At 65.4% G+C, this 19,206-nt stretch carries 18 protein-coding genes; 5 read left to right on the top strand and 13 right to left on the bottom strand.

From position 1 onward, the window contains the following. Positions 1-46: 46 nt before the first annotated feature. The 3 genes from EP380_RS04555 to EP380_RS04545 all read left to right on the top strand — a co-directional run bounded on the left by EP380_RS04555 (position 47) and on the right by EP380_RS04545 (position 2,062). A complete protein-coding gene (locus tag EP380_RS04555) occupies positions 47-475 on the top strand; it encodes a hypothetical protein (protein WP_106572408.1) in 429 nt (142 codons plus the stop codon). Positions 476-575: 100 nt separating this feature from the next. After that, positions 576-1,469, top strand: coding sequence for a CAF17-like 4Fe-4S cluster assembly/insertion protein YgfZ (gene ygfZ, locus EP380_RS04550; RefSeq protein ID WP_127597032.1), 894 nt, complete (start codon positions 576-578; stop codon positions 1,467-1,469). Positions 1,470-1,501: 32 nt separating this feature from the next. Further along, positions 1,502-2,062 carry a YfbR-like 5'-deoxynucleotidase gene (locus tag EP380_RS04545; protein ID WP_106572410.1) on the top strand — a complete coding sequence of 187 codons (561 nt, stop codon included), beginning with the start codon at positions 1,502-1,504 and terminating at the stop codon, positions 2,060-2,062. A 35-nt stretch (positions 2,063-2,097) separates the two neighbouring features. Here the strand turns inward: EP380_RS04545 and EP380_RS04540 are convergent, their stop codons facing one another. Together EP380_RS04540 and EP380_RS04535 are read right to left on the bottom strand one after the other, a co-directional pair. Next, positions 2,098-3,552, bottom strand: coding sequence for a RimK family protein (locus EP380_RS04540; RefSeq protein WP_127597030.1), 1,455 nt, complete (start codon positions 3,550-3,552; stop codon positions 2,098-2,100). Continuing rightward, positions 3,549-4,649 (bottom strand): GNAT family N-acetyltransferase/peptidase C39 family protein, encoded by a 1,101-nt coding sequence (locus EP380_RS04535; RefSeq protein ID WP_127597028.1) that lies wholly within the window; start codon positions 4,647-4,649, stop codon positions 3,549-3,551. Before EP380_RS04535 ends, EP380_RS04540 begins: the two co-directional genes overlap by 4 nt. A gap of 271 nt (positions 4,650-4,920) precedes the next feature. On the opposite strand from EP380_RS04535, the gene EP380_RS04530 reads away from it, so the two are divergent. Both EP380_RS04530 and EP380_RS04525 read left to right on the top strand, forming a co-directional pair. After that, on the top strand, positions 4,921-5,781 hold the full coding sequence (locus EP380_RS04530; RefSeq protein ID WP_164749760.1) for a mechanosensitive ion channel family protein: 861 nt from the start codon (positions 4,921-4,923) through the stop codon (positions 5,779-5,781). 133 nt (positions 5,782-5,914) lie between these two features. Beyond that, on the top strand, positions 5,915-7,153 hold the full coding sequence (locus EP380_RS04525; protein WP_106572412.1) for an MFS transporter: 1,239 nt from the start codon (positions 5,915-5,917) through the stop codon (positions 7,151-7,153). 3 nt (positions 7,154-7,156) lie between these two features. Here EP380_RS04525 and EP380_RS04520 read toward each other — a convergent pair whose 3' ends face one another. The 11 genes from EP380_RS04520 to EP380_RS04470 form a co-directional block, all read right to left on the bottom strand. After that, a complete protein-coding gene (locus tag EP380_RS04520) occupies positions 7,157-7,675 on the bottom strand; it encodes a PaaI family thioesterase (protein ID WP_106572413.1) in 519 nt (172 codons plus the stop codon). Next, on the bottom strand, positions 7,676-8,434 hold the full coding sequence (gene recO, locus EP380_RS04515) for a DNA repair protein RecO (protein ID WP_127597026.1): 759 nt from the start codon (positions 8,432-8,434) through the stop codon (positions 7,676-7,678). Positions 8,435-8,849: 415 nt separating this feature from the next. Beyond that, positions 8,850-9,794 (bottom strand): GTPase Era, encoded by a 945-nt coding sequence (era, locus tag EP380_RS04510; protein ID WP_106572415.1) that lies wholly within the window; start codon positions 9,792-9,794, stop codon positions 8,850-8,852. Further along, positions 9,767-10,489: a ribonuclease III gene (gene rnc, locus EP380_RS04505; RefSeq protein WP_127597024.1), complete on the bottom strand. Its 723-nt coding sequence runs from the start codon at positions 10,487-10,489 to the stop codon at positions 9,767-9,769. The genes era and rnc overlap by 28 nt, the downstream gene beginning before the upstream one ends. Further along, positions 10,486-11,232, bottom strand: a complete 747-nt coding sequence (lepB, locus tag EP380_RS04500) for a signal peptidase I (protein ID WP_127597021.1) — start codon at positions 11,230-11,232, stop codon at positions 10,486-10,488. Before lepB ends, rnc begins: the two co-directional genes overlap by 4 nt. A gap of 100 nt (positions 11,233-11,332) precedes the next feature. Next, on the bottom strand, positions 11,333-11,734 hold the full coding sequence (gene acpS, locus EP380_RS04495; RefSeq protein WP_127597019.1) for a holo-ACP synthase: 402 nt from the start codon (positions 11,732-11,734) through the stop codon (positions 11,333-11,335). After that, positions 11,731-12,291, bottom strand: a complete 561-nt coding sequence (locus EP380_RS04490) for a DUF2062 domain-containing protein (protein ID WP_338036292.1) — start codon at positions 12,289-12,291, stop codon at positions 11,731-11,733. The genes acpS and EP380_RS04490 overlap by 4 nt, the downstream gene beginning before the upstream one ends. 231 nt (positions 12,292-12,522) lie before the next feature. Next, positions 12,523-14,766, bottom strand: coding sequence for a RelA/SpoT family protein (locus tag EP380_RS04485; protein ID WP_106572420.1), 2,244 nt, complete (start codon positions 14,764-14,766; stop codon positions 12,523-12,525). A gap of 103 nt (positions 14,767-14,869) precedes the next feature. Continuing rightward, positions 14,870-15,274 carry a DNA-directed RNA polymerase subunit omega gene (gene rpoZ / locus EP380_RS04480; protein WP_106572421.1) on the bottom strand — a complete coding sequence of 135 codons (405 nt, stop codon included), beginning with the start codon at positions 15,272-15,274 and terminating at the stop codon, positions 14,870-14,872. A 126-nt stretch (positions 15,275-15,400) separates the two neighbouring features. Continuing rightward, entirely contained in the window at positions 15,401-16,300 is a 900-nt protein-coding gene (folD, locus tag EP380_RS04475) for a bifunctional methylenetetrahydrofolate dehydrogenase/methenyltetrahydrofolate cyclohydrolase FolD (protein ID WP_127597016.1), read from the bottom strand. A 101-nt stretch (positions 16,301-16,401) separates the two neighbouring features. Further along, positions 16,402-19,023 (bottom strand): GNVR domain-containing protein, encoded by a 2,622-nt coding sequence (locus EP380_RS04470; protein ID WP_127597014.1) that lies wholly within the window; start codon positions 19,021-19,023, stop codon positions 16,402-16,404. Positions 19,024-19,206 lie beyond the last annotated feature (183 nt).

Genomic DNA, 19,206 nt, shown 5'->3' with positions numbered 1-19,206 from the left:
AGCGGTGCCGGCGCACCCATATGACAAGGCAAGAGGGAGAACCGTGATGAGCGCGCGAGACCAACTCGCTCCGCCTTTCGAACATAGCTTTCAACGCGGCCGCTCGCGCGCAGGCATGCTTCGCCGCGTCGCCGTCTTCCAGATAAAACTCTTCGCCGACGGGCTGCGCGACGTGGTGATGAGCCCGCTTTCCATCCTGGCCGCGATCGCCGGTGCCTTTTCCAGGCGCGACCCGGACGTCTATTTCGATCGGCTGATGCATTTCGGCCGCGGCACAGACCGCTGGATCAACCTGTTCGAGCTGCACGATCCGGCGTTGCGCGACACCACGACGCTCGACACGATCGCCGACGACCTGGAACAGGCCGTGCGCCGCGACTATGCCGGCGGCGGGCTCAGCGCCCAGGGTGCGGAACGCCTGCGCAATCTGGCAGCACAATTGCGCCGACGCGGCAACGCCAAAACCGACGGCTAGCGGCGCGTGCCCCGGCGGGCCGGGCCGCTGCTCTCCCCTTGCCCCTCCGGCCGGCCCGGCCTACCTAGGCGGGGTATTCAATCACAGGCCGATTTTGTTGATGCCGATTATCCGTCTTGACGACCGCGCCCTGATTAGGGTGGCCGGTGCCGACGCCGAAACCCTGCTCCAGAACGTGGTCACGCCCGATCTGACCTCGCTGGGTCAGGGCGCGGCAAAACCCGGTGCACTGTTGACCCCGCAGGGTAAAATCCTGTTCGACTTCCTGATCGCCCGCGATGGCGAACAAGGGTTCGTGCTGGAGTGCCGCGCCGACATCGCGGACGATTTCCTGCGCCGCCTGATGCTTTACAAGCTTCGCGCCAAGGTGGAAATAACCAAACAGGATCAATGCCCTGTGCTTGTTTCCTGGCAAAATGATTCGGACGGCTCACGTCTTGAGTCACCTGGTTTAGAAACCGATTCAGGCGCGCTGGACGACAGCCGCTTCCCCGCAGAACTTGTGGTACGGCGCCATCACCACGCCGCGCCCGACGCGCCGGCTGGCACCGGGCAAGAGGCCTGGACGCGGCTGCGGATCGAGCATGGCGTGGCCGAAAGCGGCGCCGACTACACGCTCGGCGACGCCTTTCCGCATGACGTCCTGTTCGACCAGAACGGCGGGGTCGGGCTGCGCAAAGGCTGTTTCGTCGGCCAGGAAGTGGTCAGCCGCATGCAACATCGCGGCACCGCGCGGCGGCGCCTGTTGATCGCACGTGCGCGGTCGCCGCTGCCCGCGCCCGGCACGCCGGTGACCGCCGATGGACGCGCGATCGGCACGCTCGGCTCGGTGGCCGGCGAAAACGGCCTGGCGATTGTACGCATCGACCGGGCCAAGGCGGCGATCGACGCCGGCACGGCGATCAGCGCCAGCGACGTCGCGGTGACGCTGGAAATCCCGCCCGGCATGGATTTTTCCTTTCCCGAACCGAAGTCCGATGGAGCCGCGCAGTGACCGCCGCCGCGCCGGGACGCGCCTGGCAACGCATGCTGTCGGGACGCCGGCTCGACCTGCTCGACCCCTCACCGCTCGACATCGAGATTGTCGACATCGCCCACGGGCTGGCGCGCGTGGCGCGCTGGAACGGGCAGACCCACGGCGACCACGCCTTTTCGGTGGCGCAGCACTCGCTGCTGGTGGAAGCGATCCTCGCCCAGACCCCCGGCCGGCAGGGGCGCAGCCCGCGCCTGGCCGCCCTGCTGCATGACGGCGCCGAATATGTGATCGGCGACATGATCTCGCCGTTCAAGGCCGTCGTGGGCGGCGGCTACAAGGAGGTGGAGAACCGCATCCAGGCGGCTATCCATCTGCGCTACGGCCTGCCGGCGAAACTGCCCGAGACGCTGAGAAAAGCCATCAAGCGCGCCGACCAGATCGCCGCCTATTTCGAGGCGACGGAACTGGCGGGGTTTTCCGAAAGCGAGGCGGCGAAGTTTTTCGGCCGGCCGCGCGGCTTTACGGCCGCCATGCTCGACCTCGCGCCGAAACCGGCAAGCGAAGCGCAACGCGCGTTCGTGGCGCGTTTCGAGGCGATCGAGGCCGGCTGAAGCCAGCGGCACGCTGCCACGATCCGGAACCTGGCCTATCGCTCCAGCCGGTCGAGAAACCACTGCGTCAGACGCGTCCAGACCGCGTCCTTCTCGCCGGCGTCCTCGCAGCCATGGTCGAGATTGGGATTGTCGTTGACCTCGATGACGAACACGCCGTCCGGCGTTTCCTTGAGGTCGACACCGTAGAGCCCGTCGCCGATGCAGCGCGCCGCGCGCACGGCGACATCGATCACGCCGGCGGGGGTGTCGCGCAGGGTGAAGGCCTTGAACCCACCCTGAACGGGTTTGCCCCTGCGATCGTGATTGACGATCTGCCAGTGTTTTTTCGCCATCAGATACTGGACCGCGAACAGAGGCTCGCCGCCGAGCACGCCGATGCGCCAGTCGAACTCGGTCGGCAGAAATTTCTGCGCGATCAGAAGGTCGGATTCGCGCAGCCAATGGCCGGCAAGCTCCTTGAGCGCACGCTCGTCGGCCGCCTTTTTCACCCCGCGCGAAAAGGCGCCGTCAGGGATCTTCAGCACCAGCGGAAAGCCGAGCCGGCTCGCGGCGGTGTCGAGATCGGCGAGGCTTGCGATCATCACCGTCGGCGGCACCGGTACTTTGTTGAGCTCCATCAGCTCGTTGAGATAGACCTTGTTGGTGCAGCGGATCATCGACAACGGGTCGTCGATGACCGGCATGCCCTCCTGCTGGGCGCGCCGGGCGAAACGGTAGGTGTGGTTGGAGATTGCCGTCGTCTCGCGGATGAACAGCGCATCATAGTTTGCAAGACGAGCCAGATCCTTCTTCGTCACCGGCTCGACCTCGACCCCCATCCTGGCGGCCACCCTCGCCCAGTGGCGCAACGAGGCCACCTGCGAGGGCGGCAGCTCCTCGTTGGGGTCGATCAGCGTGGCGAACGTGTAGCGCGCCACCGTCCGCGATTTCGTCTCGCGCCACTCACGGCCGGTATAAGTGGCCAGGCAGGCGACGAAGCGCGCCTGCTCGTCCGGCTTCATGCGGGCCAGCGGCAGAAAGCCGATCTTGCGGATCGCCGCCCAGCCGGCACGATCCTCGATCGTCACCTCGAGCGCCGGCGCCCGAAACCAGTCGAACAGCAGGCGCGCGAAGCGGTCGGTCGCCTTGGTCGGCGCGATCCCGAAGAACACCGTCAGTCGCGCCGGCACCATGCCGCCGAGCTCCTTGCGGCACCGATTCAGCGCCTGTTCGAGTTCCGGCAGCGCGTTTTCGTACAGCTTGCGCTCCGACAGGTCGATGATCGTCTCGACCGAGGGGATTACGCGATGCCCCCGCGAGGAAGCGAGCAACGAGGCATAGTAGCCGCGGCTTTGATAGGCATAGCTGTTCGACAGGTTGATGACCTTCGGCCGCTGGCCGCGAAACAGCGCCGGATGGGCGAGGTAATCGCGGTTGGTGATGATCTTGTGCGGCGTGGCGGCCGGGCCGAGGTCGTTGCGCCTGCCCGTGAGAATGACCCAGCTCATCGTTCCTCTTGCCGTTTGAGCATCACCGCGGCGCGCAACCCGTCGCTGCCGAACTGCGCCATGCGCATGAAAATCGCGTAGGGCACGGGGATGCCGGCCGCGTCGGTCATGGTTTCGCCGCGCTCGTCCTCGACCCAGGGATCGTGGATCGTGACATGCGTGCCATCGTCGGCGATGACAAGCACCCAGTGCGGCACCTTCTGGCCGAACATCAGATACCCGCTCACCAGCACCATCGCGAGACCGCCGCCCGACAGACAGGCGCGGATATCGTCCAGCGAAAAGGCGCGCGTGTGCGTGGGAATGTCGAGGGCCGCGGCGCGCCGGCGGAAATCGGCCTGGGCCACTTCCATCACGGAGCGCTTTTCGTGGCTGCGCACGGATTGCAGGAAAAGCGGACCGACGGCCGACACCAAAATTTCGGCCGACAGGCCGACATCGTGCGCGGCCACCGCCAGGCCGAACGGTTCGCAGCCGCCGGCGCCCGACATCATGAACACCGTCGTCGCCTGGCGCCACAGCCGCAGTTCGGCGGTGTGGTCGGCCTCGTAGCCGGGCAGAAAATGGCCGGCGGCCATCATCAGGCAGCACGGCCCACAGGTGAAGTCCCAGCTCTGCCGGTAATAGGGAACGCCGGTTACCGGCGGATGCGCGCCGCGCAGCGTCTTTTCGAAACGCAGCGCCGCCATGCCGTCATGATAATAGCCGGGTTCGCGGCCGATGCGGCGATAGCCGTTCTGTCTGTAGAGTGCGATCGCCCGGTGATTGTCCTCGCGCACCTCGAGCCGCAGGAGGAGCCTTTCGCGGTCATAGGCCGCGTTTTCCGCCGTCTGGAGCAGCAGCGGCCCAAGCCCGGGCCGATCGGAGGCCCGCGCGATCGAATAGAGCCTGGCAACGCCGCTCCCCTTGCGAAACAGCACCATCGCATAACCGGCGACGCGTCCTGCCACCTCGGCGACAAAGGCGGCCGCGGTCTCGCGTTCGATCAACTGGCGAAAGGAACGGCGCGATATCCGATCGCCCGCAAAAGCGGCCTGCTCGATAGCCACCAGTGCATCGATATCGGCGGCAACGGCCGGGCGAACGCGCGAAGACATGCCTGCGTCTTGATCCATGGGCGACCCGGTGGCTCCGCCCTTGGAGCCGCCTGCACCGGGTCGTCATGCGGCGCAGGCTGAGGACTGCCAACGCGCCCGAATTGCGACGGAAGTGTGGCGAAACCTGTGGACGAGCGGTGCCGCTCGCAAGCGAGAAACCCCGGTATCGCGCGACCTGGCGGCGCGTGCCGCTTTTGTAGCGGGCGGCCTTTCAAGCCGGAACGCGATCCGGTCTAATGCCGGCCAAATCACACAGTCGCGAAGGACACCCATGGACACGATCGGAGAAAACGCAACCGGCCTGATGGCGGCGCTCGGCGCCGGGCTGGAGCAGGCGGGCGCGCTCGCCGTCGAATATTCCTTCTCGGTCCTGGGCGCGGTGATCCTGCTGATCGCCGGCTTCATCGTCGCCGGGGTGGTCGAACGCTCGGCCTATCGCGGGCTGGGCGGGGTGCGCGGCTTCGACGAGACGCTGAAGAAGTTCCTGTCAAAGACGGCACGCTACGGCGTGTTGGTCATCACCGTCGTCGCCGTTCTGGCGCAGTTCGGCGTCCAGACCGCCAGCATCCTGGCCGCGCTCGGCGCCGCCGGCCTGGCCATCGGCCTTGCCCTGCAGGGCACCCTGCAGAACATCGCAGCCGGCATCATGCTGCTGGTGCTCAGGCCGTTCCGGGTCGGCGAATATGTCGATGCCGGCAGCGTTTCGGGCTCCATCGTGGAGATCGGGCTGTTCGCAACCGAGCTGAAGACGGTCGACGGGCTGTTCGTGCTGGCCCCCAACAGCGAATTATGGAATTCGCCGGTCACCAACTATACGCGCAACGCGCTGCGCCGGGCGGACGTGACGATCGGCATCGGTTACGGCGACGACATCGACCTGGCCCAGGCGACGCTGGCCGGGCTGATCGACGGCGACAAGCGCGTGCTTTCGGAACCGGCACCGGCCACGTTCGTCAGCGAACTCGGCGACAGCGCGGTGGCGGTGACGGCGCGTTACTGGACCAAGACGCCGGACTGGTTCCAGACCAAGCTCGACGTGACCAAGGCCGCCAAGCTCGCCTTCGACGACAAGGGTATTTCGATTCCTTTCCCGCAGCGCGACGTGCACCTGATCGGCCAGGACAAGGACTGATCCCTAGCGGTGCCGGGCGCGCCACCAAGCGCCCGCGCCTTTCATCAAAAAAATTGATCTACACAACGCGCTCTATTCGCTGGAATGAACCCGGCCGATCGGTAAAATCCATGCGAACAGGAGCTCTCCCCACATGGCCATTCCGTCCAGTCCCGCCGCGAGTCGGTCCGCCCTGCCCTGGCTCATCATCATTTGCGGCGGCCTGATCGCGGCGCTGACCTTCGGCCCGCGCTCGGCGATGGGTTTTTTTCAACTGCCCATGCTGGCCGAAAAGGGCTGGGACCGCACCACGTTCGGCCTGGCAATGGCGATCCAAAACCTGGCCTGGGGGCTGGGCACGCCGCTGTTCGGCGCAATTGCCGACAAATTCGGCACCTGGCGGGTGCTCGCCCTGTCAGGCGCGATGTATGCCGCCGGGCTCTATCTGATGGCGGGCGCCGAGAGCGCGACCATGCTGCATATCGGCGGTGGCCTGCTGGTGGGGCTCGGAGTCGCCTCGGGCTCGTTCGGCATCGTGCTGGCAGCCTTTGCCCGCAATGTGCCGCCGGAGGGCCGCAGCCTCGCCTTCGGCATCGGCACCGCCGCCGGCTCGGCCGGCATGTTCTTGTTCGCCCCGCTGAGCCAGGGGCTGATCGACGCCTACGGCTGGCACGACACGCTGGTCGTCATGAGCGTGATGATGCTGGCCATTCCGCTATTGGCAATTCCTTTGCGCGGCAATTCGTCGAGCGGCAGCAACAGCCAGGCCGAGATCGATCAGACGACCGGCCAGGCCCTGCGCGAGGCTTTCGGCCATCACAGCTATCTGCTTCTGGTGTCCGGCTTCTTCGTCTGCGGTTTCCAGGTCGCCTTCATCACCGCGCATTTTCCCGCCTATATTTCCGATATCGGCATCGAGGCCCGCTACGCGGTGATTGCCCTCGCCCTGATCGGCTTTTTCAACATTATCGGTTCGCTCGCCTCCGGCTTCATCGGCCAACGTTATTCCAAACCGATCTTCCTGGCCTGGATCTATATCGGCCGTTCGGTGCTGGTGACGGCATTTCTGCTCTTGCCGCAATCGCCGGCGAGCGTCGTCGTGTTCGCCATCGTCATGGGGCTGTTGTGGCTGTCGACGGTGCCGCCGACCAACGCGCTGGTCGCCATCATGTTCGGCACCCGCCATCTCGGCATGCTGGGCGGGTTCGTCTTCCTGTCGCACCAGATCGGCTCGTTCCTGGGCGTGTGGCTGGGCGGCTATCTCTACGACCTCTACGGCTCCTATGACGCGGTGTGGTGGCTGGGTGTCGCGCTCGGCCTGTTCGCGGCCATCGTGCACTGGCCGATCAGGGAACAGGCGGTCGAGCGGCCAGGACTGGCCGCGGCCGAATAGAAATCAGCGCGGACGCAGATTGCGCGCCGGAAAGATCGAGCAGGTTTCGGTACCGAAGGCGAGAAGCTTGCCGCTGGCGTCAAGAAGCTTGGCTTCGGAAACCGCCAGCGTGCGGCCCTTGTGCACGACGACGCCCTCGCAGACCACCTCGCCGGTCCCGGGCGTGATCGGGCGGGTCAGGTTCACCTTGAACTCGGCGGTCGTGTAGGCCTCGCCCTTGGCCAGCAGCGTCTGTACAGCACAGGCTAGGGCCGAATCGAGCAAGGTCGCCGCCCAGCCGCCATGGACGCCGCCGAGCGGGTTCAGATGGCGCTCGCTCGGCACGCCTCGAAACACCGCGCGCCCCTCGGAGACCTCGACCAGGCCGTAATTCAAGGTCGCGCCGATCGGCGGCGCGGGATAGGCCCCGTCGACGATACGCTGCAGAAGCTCCAGCCCGGTGTGATTTTCGATATCCTCGTGCGGGATCGTGCCGACACCGAGCGGAGAGATGTGACCAGGATACAGTTCCACCGCGCTCATTCAGGTCTCCTCGTTCACTGCGACAGCCGTCGCGGCCCGGCTTCGCCTGAGCGCCGCCAAAAAACCGGCCCTGGTCTGCGGCAGCGCGATGCCGCGCGGCTCGTAGACATGCCGGGTGAAAAAATAGCCGGTCAGGCGGAACGCGGCCTCGACTGCGTCGGGATCGCCGCCGCGTCCGGCCCGCGCGTGCAGGAATGCCGGCAGCGGCAGCAGCCGGTCGGCATAGGGCTCGCCGGCCAGGCGCGACACCGCGCGCCCGGATTTGGGCGAAACGTAGACCAGATCCTCGACCGCGCCGGTGGCCGCGCAGCGCGACAAATCGAGCCCGAAACCGAGCTCGTCGAGGATCAGCAGTTCGAAACGCACGATCAGTTCGGCCGCCAGGGCCTCGTCGTCGAGATGCCGCAGGATCACGCCCAGCGTCTCGAAAAGCCGGGGATGCGGGTCGCGCTCGGGCAAAAGCCGCAGATGCGCGGACAGGGTCTGCAGACCGTAGACGGCGCAGGCGCCCGACAGGAGCCGGGCCGCGTTCAGTTCCAACGCCTCGACCTGATAGGTGCCGAGATGCTCGTCGAGCCGTGCCCGCCAGGCCAGTTCGACACGGTTTCCCGCCTGCAGCAGCGGCTGCTGCTTGCGCGAACGCCCGCCGCGCACCAGACCGAGATGTCGGCCATGGGCGCGCGTCATCACCTCCAGAATGAGGCTGGTCTCGCCGTGCCGGCGCGAACCGATGATGATGCCCTCGTCACGCCATTCCATTGCCGATGCGTGAACCGATTTCGTCCGGAAGGCAAGACCGGCCGGGCCGGTCAATCGACGGAAGCCGCAGCCCATTCGAAGCTGACGAGAAGATCGATCGCGTAGACGGCGAGCACCAGGAGGGCGACGACGACCAGCCCGGCGAAGGTGCCCTATTGTTCCACGAGATTGAGATGGTCGCGGTCGGCGCGGCGTATCCAGCCCAGCACCTCGGCGTGGCGGTCCTCGACATATTCCTTCGGCATCAATCAGCCGACATGCGTCGCCTGACAGTAGATGAAGGGAATCCGGAGCACGGCAAGCAGCACGCAGGTCAGGACCAGGTAAAACCATTCACTCGTCATCGATCGCGCCGCCGGCAAAGGACGATGGCGAATAATTTAACATAAACATAGATTAACTGATGCCGGCGCGATCAGCCCGGATAGTCGAGCCCCATTTCGCGATAACGATCCGGGTCGTCGCCCCAGTTCTCGCGCACTTTGACGAACAGGAACAGGTGCACCTTTTGCTCGAGCACCTCGGCGATTTCCTTGCGCGCGGCGCTGCCGATCGCCTTGATCGTCTCGCCCTTGTGACCGAGCACGATCTTCTTCTGGCTGTCGCGCTCGACATAGATCACCTGCTCGATTCGCACCGAGCCGTCCGGCTTTTCCTCCCATGTCTCGGTTTCGACATGCGAGGAATAGGGCAGTTCCTGATGCAGGCGCAGATAGAGCTTTTCGCGGGTGATCTCGGCGGCGAGCTGACGCATCGGCAGGTCCGAAATCTGATCCTGCGGATAATACCACGGGCCTTGCGGTAGGGTTTCGGCGAGGTAGTCGAGCAGATCGTCGCAGCCCGAGCCGGTCAGCGCGGAGATCATGAAGGTGCGCGAGAAAGCCGCCTTTTCGTTCGCAGCCGCGGCCAGTGCCAGCAAGGTCTCCCGCTTCACCCGGTCGACCTTGTTGAGAACCAGCACCATCGGTTGCGAGATTTCACCGACCCGGTCGAGCAGCGCCTCCGCGTCGCCTCTGATTCCACGCTCGGCATCGATCATGACCACAACGATATCGGCGTCCCTGGCCCCGCCCCAGGCCGTGCTGACCATCGCCCGGTCGAGGCGGCGGCGCGGCTTGAAGATGCCGGGCGTGTCGACGAACACGATCTGGGCATTGCCGTGAATGGCGATGCCGCGCACGATCGCGCGCGTCGTTTGCACCTTATGGGTGACGATCGAAACCTTGGTGCCGACCAGTTGGTTGATCAGCGTCGACTTGCCCGCATTCGGTGCGCCCACCAGCGCCACGAAGCCGGAATGCGTCGACGTGCCGGTGCGTTCGGTGTTTTCGGTCACTGTGCCGGTTCCGTCTTTTCCCATACGCCCTCGCGCACCAGCATCGCGGCAGCCGCGGCCTGCTCCGCCTCGCGCTTGGCGCGGCCGCTGCCCCTGGCCGGGGCAAGGTCGCCGACCCTGACGCTGACGGTGAACAGCGGCTCGTGATCGGGGCCTTCGCGGCCGTCAAGCTGGTAGGCCGGCGTCGTGCCTGCGGCCTGGTGGGCCCATTCCTGCAACGCGGTCTTGGCATCGCGCTCAGCCCCTTGCGCCTTGCGGCTGCGCGGCTCCCAATATCTCAGGATGAAGGGCCGCACAGCATCGAGCCCGCCGTCGAGATAGATCGCGGCGATCAGCGCTTCCATGACGTCGGCGCGGGTGCTGCGCCCCTTGCGCCCCGACGCGGATTTGAGCCCCGATTCGGCGCGGATGAAATCGGCCAGGCCGATCTCCTCGGCGACCTCGGCGCAGGCCTCGCCGCTGACCAGCGCGTTGAGCCGAAGTGCCAGTTCCCCCTCGGGCGCGCCGGGGAAGGCGTGAAACAGAAGATCGGCCACGACCAGCCCGAGCACGCGGTCACCGAGAAATTCGAGCCGTTCGTAATCCGCACCTGACCGGCGCCGGGCGCTCGAATGCGTCAGCGCGCGCTCGAGCCGCTCGAGATCGTTGAAAACATACCCGGTGCGCTCACGCAGCGCGTCGACCAACGCCGGCCCGGAAAAGCGTTTTCTGGCCGTCATCTGATCATGTTGAACAGGCGCGTCGGGCGAATGTGGCTCGGCCATTTCCAGATCTCGAGCGGGCTGGCGCCGCCGGAGATGGAAAAGAAGATGATGTTGGCGCGGCCGACCAGATTTTCCTCCGGCACGAAGCCGAACACGCGGCTGTCGGCGGAATTGTCGCGATTGTCGCCCATCATGAAATAATGTCCGTCCGGCACGACGAATTCGCGCGTGTCGTCGCTGATGCCGTTCGGCGTCACGTCCAGCGTATCGTAGGAGACGCCGTTGGGCAGGGTCTCGCGATAGACATCGACCGGGCGGTTGACCTCGGTGATGTCCGGATTGTCGATCTGGCCGGTCTTTTCGCGAACCACGGGCTCGCCATTGATGTAAAGTTGACCCTCGCGCATCTGGATACGGTCGCCCGGCAGGCCAATGACGCGCTTGATGTAGTCGAGCGCCGGATTGGGCGGATATTTGAATACCGCCACGTCGCCGCGCTCGGGCGCACCGTCCCAGATGCGGCCTTCGAACAGACCGGGCGAAAACGGCAGCGAATGCCTAGAATAGCCATAGGCCCATTTGGTCACGAAGAGATAGTCGCCCTCCAGAAGCGTCGGGCGCATCGACCCGGACGGAATCGAAAACGGCTGAAACAGAAATGTCCTGATCACCAGGGCCAACAGCAGCGCCTGGACGATGACGTTGACAGTCTCGCCCAGCCCGCCAGATTTTTTCCGCGATTTGTCAGCCACGCTCATTTCGTCCTCAAATCAGTCAGCCGACCGGTCTTATCGGCTTGCGCGGCGCGGAGCAACGGCATTGCCCGGCCGCCTGCGGCAAACATCGCGATCGTGGCACTTATTCGGCAGGAACCGCCTCGATGATCACGAACGCCTGGGCCAACGGATGGTCGTCGGTGATGGTGAGGTGGATCCGCGCCTCGTGGCCCGGTGGCAAAATCATGCGCAGCCGCGCCGCCGCGCCGCCGGTAAGCTCCATGGTCGGGCGGCCGCCGTCGAGATTGACCACGCCCATCTCGTTCCAGAACACCCCCTCCGCGATCCCCGTCCCCAGCGCCTTGGCGCAGGCCTCCTTGGCCGCGAAGCGCTTGGCGTAGGAAGCCGCGCGGTGTTTGCGCCCCTCCGATTTCGTTCGCTCGGTCTCGGTGAAGATGCGCTGCGTGAAGCGTCGTCCGTAGCGCTCGAGCGAGCGTTCGATGCGACGGATGTCGATCAGATCGGACCCGAGACCGACAATCATCCGCGCGCAACCGCCCCGTCGGCCGGCCGTACGGCGCGGCGCATGGCCCGCTCGGCGAGGCGACGCTGGCGCTGGCGCCGAAAGGCGGCCACGCCCCAGCGGGTCACGAGGTAAAAACCGAGCGCGAATGCCATGCCGAGCGGGATGCCGCCGGCCGTCATCGGTTTCAGGAGCGGGTCCCAGAGCTGGGAAAATTCGAGATGGCGCAGCATGCGCCCGAAATGGATCGTCGCCGAGGCTCCGGGCTGACCGCTGCCGAGAAGGAAGCTGCCGAATTCGAAGGTGCTGGCCCAGATCAGCGGAAAGGTGATCGGATTGCCGATGGCGGTTCCGATCGCCGAGGCAAGCAAATTGCCGGCGAGAAGCCAGGCGAACACGGCGGCGAAAACGAAATGAAACCCGAGAAAGGGCAGGAAGGAGACGAACACGCCCGAGGCGATGCCGGCGGCGATGGCGTGCGGCGTCGCATTAAGGCGCAGGACGCGTTTGACGTAGTATTGGGCCGAGCGCCAGAAAGAGCGACGCGGCCACACGAATGTGCGTGTTCGCTCCCACATGTCCGCCGGCTTTCTACGCCGAAACAACATCGATCAACCACCCCGGCTCGTTCGCGGAAATCGGGATCGGAACCATGTCCGAACGCCGCCGCCGGGCCCAACCCGGCCAGGCAACCATCCCATCACCCGCTTAACAAAGATATAGCCCCGCAATGTGGCATCGCCAACATCGATATCCGTCGCAGCGCCGGCACGCGCTCCCTGTGCGGTTCGTCGTCGGGCGCAATCACCCTAGCCGTTGACACGATGTCCTTCGCTGACGGACGGCGTGTCGCGTAACTGCCCGAGCAGCCGGTTGAGATGTTTGAGGTCCCAAACCTCGAGATCGAACACCATTTCGGTGAAATCGGGGGCGGTGCGCACCATCGACAATTTGTGGATGTTGGCATCGTTGGAGGCGATCACTTGGGCGATTTCGGCCAACGACCCCGGCTCGTTGATCGCGGTGACCGAAATGCGCGCGGGAAAGCGTTCATTGGTGCCTTCGAGGATATCCCAGCGCACGTCGATCCAACGCTCCGGCTGGTCGTCGAAGGCGGTCAGCGAAGGCGACTGGATCGGGTAGATGGTGATGCCGGAGCCCGGCTGCATGATGCCGACGATGCGGTCGCCCGGAACCGCGCCCTCGGGAGCGAAACGCACGGGAAGGTCGCCGGCGACGCCGCGAATCGGCAGGGCGCCGTCCTCGGAGAGCTTTTTCTTGCGCTTCTGCGCGTCCTCCTTCTTGGCCGACCGGCCGGGAATCTTGAACAGCATGCCGGCGGCGTTGCGCAGGTTGAACCAGCCTTCCTCGCGCGGGCGCGGCGCCGCGGTCACGCGCTCGTCCTTGTAGTCGGGAAACACGGCGCGCAGCACGTCGGGCGAGGACAGCTCGCCGCGTCCGACCGCCGCAACCACGTCCTCGATGTCCTTGCGCGCCAGGCGGTGCAGCACCGGCTTCAACTGATCGCGCGAATAGGTGTGGCCGGCCCGCTCGAAGGCCCGTTCGAGGATGCGCGTGCCGAGACCGGAATATTGCTTGCGGATCGCGGCGCGCGTGGCACGCCTGATGGCCGAGCGCGCCTTGCCGGTGACGACCACCTGTTCCCAGGCCGCCGGCGGCACCTGCGCTTTGGAACGGATGATGTCGACCTCGTCGCCGTTCTTGAGCTCCGTCATCAACGGCATGATGCGGCCGTTGACCTTGGCGCCCACACAGGTGTCTCCGACATCGGTGTGGACGGCGTAGGCGAAATCGATCGGTGTCGCGCCGCGCGGCAGGGCGATCAGCTTGCCCTTGGGCGTGAAGCAGAACACCTGGTCCTGGAACATCTCCAGCCGGGTATTTTCCAGAAATTCCTCGGGATTGTCGCCTTCCGACAACGCCTCGATGGTGCGGCGGAGCCAGGCATAGGCGTTCGTCTCGGTCGAGATCGCATGGCCGGCGCCGTTCGGCTTACTGCCGAGATCCTTGTAGATGGAATGGGCCGCGACGCCATATTCTGCGACCCGGTCCATGGCGTAGGTGCGGATCTGCAGTTCCACGCGCTGGCGCGAGGGCCCGACGATGGTGGTGTGGATGGAGCGATAGTCGTTCTGCTTCGGCGTCGAGATGTAATCCTTGAAGCGGCCGGGCACCATCGACCAGGTGGTGTGGATGGCGCACAGCGCCCGGTAACAATCCTCCACGCCGTCGACCAGCACACGAAAGCCGAAAATGTCGGAAAGCTGCTCGAAGGAAAGCGCCTTGGTCTCCATCTTGCGAAACACCGACCAGGGCTTTTTCTGGCGGCTCTTCACCTCCGCCTTGATGTCGTATTCGGCAAACAGCGCCGACAGGGCGGACTCGATCTCGCCGATGACGCCGCGATTGCGCTCGAAGATTTCCGTAAGGCGCTCGGTGACCGCCCGATAGCCACCCGGATTGATATGCTTGAAGGCGAGTTCCTCGAGCTCCTCGCGCATGTCCTGCATGCCCATGCGCCCGGCCAGCGGGGCATAGATGTCCATGGTTTCCTCGGCAATGCGCAGGCGCTTGTGCTCCGGCACGTGGTCGAGCGTGCGCATATTGTGCAGCCGGTCGGCCAGCTTGACCAGCAGCACGCGCACGTCTTCGGAGATGGCCAGCAACAGCTTGCGCAGATTTTCCGCCTGCTCGGCCTTCTTGGAAACGAGGTCGAGCTTCTTGAGCTTGGTCAGACCGTCGACCAGCTTGCCCATGTCCTTGCCGAACAGCTCGTCGATTTCCTGACGTGTGGCGGTGGTGTCCTCGATCGTGTCGTGCAGCAGGGCAACGGCGATGGTCGATTCGTCGAGATGCATGTCGACCAGAATCGCGGCGACCTCGAGCGGATGCGAAAAATACGGGTCGCCGGAGGCACGCTTCTGGTGGCCATGCTTTTGCATGGCATAGACATAGGCCTTGTTCAGAAGCGCCTCGTTGACGTCGGGCTTGTAGCGCTGCACACGCTCGACAAGCTCATACTGGCGCATCATCGTCAGGCCGGCTCCGCAAACGAAACATGCGCCGCGGCGACACGGCGCATGTCATAATTATACACGAGCGGCCGCCCCCGGTAGGGGGCAAGACGCCTCGCCATCAGAAATCGTCGCTTTTCTCCGGCGGAACCAGGCCTTCGATGCCGGCCAGAAGCTCTTCTTCGCTCATCCGGTCGAAGGAAACCGGCTCGTCCTCGCTCGGCGCCGCCTCGGCGATCGGCGACGCGGCCTCGTCCTGCTCGATCACGGCCGGCTCGTCCGCCTCGGGCTCGTCGACCTCGACATGCTTTTGCAGGGAGTGGATCAGGTCTTCCTTCAGATCGCCGGGCGACAGCGTCTGGTCGGCGATCTCGCGCAGCGCCACGACAGGGTTCTTGTCGTTGTCGCGATCGACCGTGATCGCCGCGCCCTGGGAAATCTGCCGAGCGCGGTGACCGGACAGGAGTACCAGCTCGAAACGGTTTTCGACCTTATCGATACAGTCTTCAACGGTGACGCGGGCCATCAATGCCCCTTTCAGCTTCGATTGTTCGGGATTCGGTCGGCTCCATACTCCGGATACGGCCGAATTACAAGCATTGCCGCACCGGCCCCCGCCGCTGCGCGCGCTCTGTCGACGCGGCGGCGGCCGCTAGAAGGACGGCGCGGCGACGCCGGCGCGCCGGCAGGCCGAGACCAGCGTGTTGGCCATCAGCATGGCGATCGTCATCGGTCCGACGCCGCCCGGCACCGGCGTGATCGACCCGGCCTGCGCGCAAGCCGCCTCGAAGTCGACATCGCCGACCAGACGCGTCTTGCCCTCGCCCTTCTCGGGCGCAGGAATCCGGTTGATGCCGACATCGATCACGGTGGCGCCCGGCTTGATCCAGTCGCCCTCGACCATCTGCGGCCGGCCCACCGCGGCCACAAGAATGTCGGCCGTGCGGCACAGCGCAGCGAGATCGCGGGTCCGGCTGTGGGCGATGGTCACGGTTGCGTTGGCCGCCAAAAGCAGATTGGCCATCGGCTTGCCGACTATGTTCGAGCGACCAACGACGACGGCATTGAGGCCAGACAGATCGTGGCCGCGCACACGCTGCGTCAGGATCATCGAGCCGGCCGGCGTACACGGCACGAAGGCGCTATCGGTTTCGCCGGTGGAGAGCTTGCCGACATTGATGAAATGAAAGCCGTCGACATCCTTGTCCGGGTCGATCGACTGAATGACACGACCCGCATCGATATGAGCGGGCAAGGGCAGTTGAACCAGAATGCCGTGAATGGCCGGGTCGGCATTGAGGTCGGCGATCAGAGTAAGAAGCGTTGCTTCATCGGTGTCCTCGGCCAGTTCGTGCTGCACGGAATGGAAGCCGCATTCCTTGGCCTTTCTGGACTTCGAGGCCACATAAACTTGGCTGGCCGGGTCGGAACCGACGATCACCACCGCGATGCCAGGCACGACGCCAGCCTGCGCGCGCAGGCTCTCAGCCCCCTCCTTCACGGTCGCGACGACTTCGTCCGCGACCTTGCGCCCCTCTATCAGTTCGGCCATTCGACGCTCCCCCGAATCCATTCGATCCGGGAGCTTTATGCGACAATCGGCACGGACGATACCTGCCATTGCGTCGCGGCGTGCCGTAAACGCGAAAGCCGTCAGATGAAGCGACGGCGGCCGCGATTCTCACTGAGCTCGCGCAGGGCTTCGCGGAACTCGCGCAGGCTCTCGCGGATTTCGTTGATTGCCGCGCTGTCATGCTCCTGTGCCTCGACGGGCGTGTCCATGGCGGGGCGAGCGGCGGCGTCGGCATGGAGCGCAGGCCCCCTGTCGGCCGGGCCTGCCTGCGGCGGCGCCTGGTGCTGCCACGACGGGGCATGATGCTGCGGAACGGGCCAGTAGGGCACCGTCTGCGGCGCCGGGTGGGCCCAATAGGCAGGCGGTGCGGGCGGATAACCAGGTCCGGCCGGGCCCCAAGGATGATAGGATTGCGGCGCGGAGCTATGGATCGGCGCGGCGGACGCGGAACCGGGCTCGCCGGCGAAAGCCGGATGCCAGCCATAGGCCGAGCCGGGCGCGGGATAATGAGCGCCAGTGGCCGGGTCGTACCAATAGGGCCCTTGAGGGCCGGGAGCATTGTCGGCCGTTTCGGGCGAACGTGATGTCTGCCAAGCTGAATAGTCCGGCATGCGGTGCATATCTGCCTCCTCGGCGGTCTCCGTCGCGGCGGCGACGGGTTCGGTTGCACTGGATTCGCGGTGACGGGACTCGGAGCCGGAAGCCTCTACAACATCGGGCTGCGGCGACTGGGTTGTTGGGGCGAGAGCGCCATCGTCCTCAGGTTCGTCGCCCTCCTCGCGCCGCCGCTCGACAGGCGCTCGCGCGTGGCGCGGCGCCGGCGAGACGGGGGCAGGCGTCCGGTCGGGCGCGGCGGACGTTCTGCTGCCAAGAGTGGCGCGAAAACTGTCATAGGCGCCACGGGCCGCGCCAAGTCCAACGCCGGCGCCAAATCCCAACATCGTGGCGAGTACCGTCATCGTCTTGCGCGACATGCCGGTCGGTTCGAGCGGCGGCGTGGCTTCGGAGATCACGCTGATATTGACGGCGTTGATGTCCTTTTGCTCCCCGGTCTCGCGGGCGCGCATCAAGAACGTCTCGTACACGGCCCGTTTGGCGGCGGCTTCGCGTTCCAGCTCGCGCACCGTCACCAACTCGTCGCTGAGATTGGCCTGGCGCGCCTTGAGCTGTGCAAGACGCGCGGCCAGTTCCTGCTCGAGCTGCACAGCCCGTTTGAGGTCGACCTGGATCGACTGGGCGACCAGGCGCAGTTCCTGCGAGATCTGCTGACGCGCGCTGGCAAGCTGGGCCTCGACCGCGGCGCGTTCTGGATGCCGGGGGCCGAGCTTGGCGCCGAGCCGGTCGGCCTCCTGGCGCAGGGTCGAATATTGCGCCCGCATTTCGGTCAGAACCGGAGAGTTGATCTGCTCGGGCAAGTTTCCCGTCAAGATGGTATCGACCGAGATCGAACGCGCCGACTCCGCACGCGCATTGAGTTCAAGCGTGCGGGCGCGCGCGGTGGTGAGCTGGTCGTTGAGCTTGATGATCTCATCGTCGCTGATCAGGCGCCCCTGGGCGTCGACGATGTCGTTTTCGGCCTTGAAAGCTTCGATTTTGCGTTCCGCTTCCTCGACTCCGGCGCGCAATTCGGACAATCGGGACGACAGTTCGTCCGAGGCCTTACCGGCCGTGCCGGACTGCAAATCGCCGTAGGCTTCCAGGAACACCTCGGTGACGGTGTTGGCGATCAGGGCCGCCTTTTGCGGGCTTTGCGATTTGGCGGCGATGGAGATGACGAAGGTCTTGCCGCCGCGCTCGGCATCGACGGCGCTGTAGAGGTTCTCCACCGTTATCGCATGGCGGTTGGCATTTGCCCCCTCGCCGCCGCCGCCGGAGAACGAAATCAGGGATGTCAGCCCGGAAAACAGGCTGCCCAGGCCGCCGCCACCGCCCTCGCCGTTGAACTCGGGATCCTGGACCAGATTGAGCCTGGCGACGGTCTTGTTCATCACGGTGCCGGAAAGGATGACCCGCACCTGGTTTTCCACCAGCGCCAGGGTCGCGTCGGACGGCAGGCCGCCGGACGTCAGATCGCGGTCGACGAACTTGATGTCGCGCGGGTCGACCAGCATCTCGGCGATCGCCTGGTACTCCTTCGGCGTCGACAAGGCGATGAACACGCCCAGCAGCGCACCGCAAACCGTCGTGGCGGCTATCAGGCCTTTCGAGTTGAAGACGCCGCCGATAACGGCCATCGGATCGATCAGCGGCCGCCATTGGGAATCGCCGTCGTCGACTGAAGAGACAGGCTGGAAGCCCCGACGCCGGGAGGCGTTTGTCGTATCCGGACCGTCGGCCGGCGCCCCCCTGTAGGTCTCGCCCCCAGGCGCGTCTACGCCGCCGGCCCCGCGCTGCGGCCACTCGGGCCTGGCGTCGCGCTCCTCGTTCGTTCGCGGCCCATCCCCGATCGTCGCCTTAGCCTCCGAGGCGGTGGACGCGCGCGACGAGGCCAAAGCCTGGATCAGCGAACTATGGCCCGCCTCGCGGCGCGAGCGCGCGACCTCGTGGCGTTCGGCCGGGGACACCGTCGGGGCGTCGGAAGAGGTCGCCGGCTTGCGGCCGGCGGTCGCGCCCTGCGCACGCGACGCGTCCGCCTGCGGATCGACAAGGGCCAGGAGAGACCCTTTTCGCTTCTTGCGGTCGCGGTGGTCGAATGCAGGCATCGGTTCGCACGTCTCGGATAAGTTGCAACGCCCGCCGGCGCCAATCGTTAAGGCACGCTAAACAGCCATGGGAAACAAAAAGTTAATTTGCTTAATTTTTAACGCCCCCACGGAGCCGGTTTCACGGCAGCGCGCAGGACGACAAAACCGCACGTTAATGTTTCATCGATACGCTGCTTTCGA

Origin of the sequence: Nitratireductor alexandrii (genome assembly GCF_004000215.1) — a bacterium.
GTDB classification, from domain to species: domain Bacteria; phylum Pseudomonadota; class Alphaproteobacteria; order Rhizobiales; family Rhizobiaceae; genus Mangrovimarina; species Mangrovimarina alexandrii.
The sequence above is the reverse complement of the archived record's forward strand: the minus strand, read 5'-3'. Positions and strand labels throughout refer to the sequence as shown.

What these genes read in the sequence shown, in the direction of transcription:
- ygfZ (WP_127597032.1), top strand. Translation starts at nt 576, where the DNA reads ATGCCGATTATCCGTCTTGACGACCGCGCCCTGATTAGGGTGGCCGGT.
- EP380_RS04545 (WP_106572410.1), top strand. Translation starts at nt 1,502, where the DNA reads ATGCTGTCGGGACGCCGGCTCGACCTGCTCGACCCCTCACCGCTCGAC.
- EP380_RS04525 (WP_106572412.1), top strand. Translation starts at nt 5,915, where the DNA reads ATGGCCATTCCGTCCAGTCCCGCCGCGAGTCGGTCCGCCCTGCCCTGG.
- EP380_RS04540 (WP_127597030.1), bottom strand. Translation starts at nt 3,552, where the DNA reads ATGAGCTGGGTCATTCTCACGGGCAGGCGCAACGACCTCGGCCCGGCC.
- era (WP_106572415.1), bottom strand. Translation starts at nt 9,794, where the DNA reads ATGGGAAAAGACGGAACCGGCACAGTGACCGAAAACACCGAACGCACC.
- acpS (WP_127597019.1), bottom strand. Translation starts at nt 11,734, where the DNA reads ATGATTGTCGGTCTCGGGTCCGATCTGATCGACATCCGTCGCATCGAA.
- recO (WP_127597026.1), bottom strand. Translation starts at nt 8,434, where the DNA reads ATGGAATGGCGTGACGAGGGCATCATCATCGGTTCGCGCCGGCACGGC.
- lepB (WP_127597021.1), bottom strand. Translation starts at nt 11,232, where the DNA reads ATGAGCGTGGCTGACAAATCGCGGAAAAAATCTGGCGGGCTGGGCGAG.
- EP380_RS04535 (WP_127597028.1), bottom strand. Translation starts at nt 4,649, where the DNA reads ATGTCTTCGCGCGTTCGCCCGGCCGTTGCCGCCGATATCGATGCACTG.
- rnc (WP_127597024.1), bottom strand. Translation starts at nt 10,489, where the DNA reads ATGACGGCCAGAAAACGCTTTTCCGGGCCGGCGTTGGTCGACGCGCTG.
- EP380_RS04490 (WP_338036292.1), bottom strand. Translation starts at nt 12,291, where the DNA reads ATGTGGGAGCGAACACGCACATTCGTGTGGCCGCGTCGCTCTTTCTGG.
- EP380_RS04485 (WP_106572420.1), bottom strand. Translation starts at nt 14,766, where the DNA reads ATGATGCGCCAGTATGAGCTTGTCGAGCGTGTGCAGCGCTACAAGCCC.
- folD (WP_127597016.1), bottom strand. Translation starts at nt 16,300, where the DNA reads ATGGCCGAACTGATAGAGGGGCGCAAGGTCGCGGACGAAGTCGTCGCG.
- EP380_RS04530 (WP_164749760.1), top strand. Translation starts at nt 4,921, where the DNA reads ATGGACACGATCGGAGAAAACGCAACCGGCCTGATGGCGGCGCTCGGC.
- EP380_RS04555 (WP_106572408.1), top strand. Translation starts at nt 47, where the DNA reads ATGAGCGCGCGAGACCAACTCGCTCCGCCTTTCGAACATAGCTTTCAA.
- EP380_RS04470 (WP_127597014.1), bottom strand. Translation starts at nt 19,023, where the DNA reads ATGCCTGCATTCGACCACCGCGACCGCAAGAAGCGAAAAGGGTCTCTC.
- EP380_RS04520 (WP_106572413.1), bottom strand. Translation starts at nt 7,675, where the DNA reads ATGAGCGCGGTGGAACTGTATCCTGGTCACATCTCTCCGCTCGGTGTC.
- rpoZ (WP_106572421.1), bottom strand. Translation starts at nt 15,274, where the DNA reads ATGGCCCGCGTCACCGTTGAAGACTGTATCGATAAGGTCGAAAACCGT.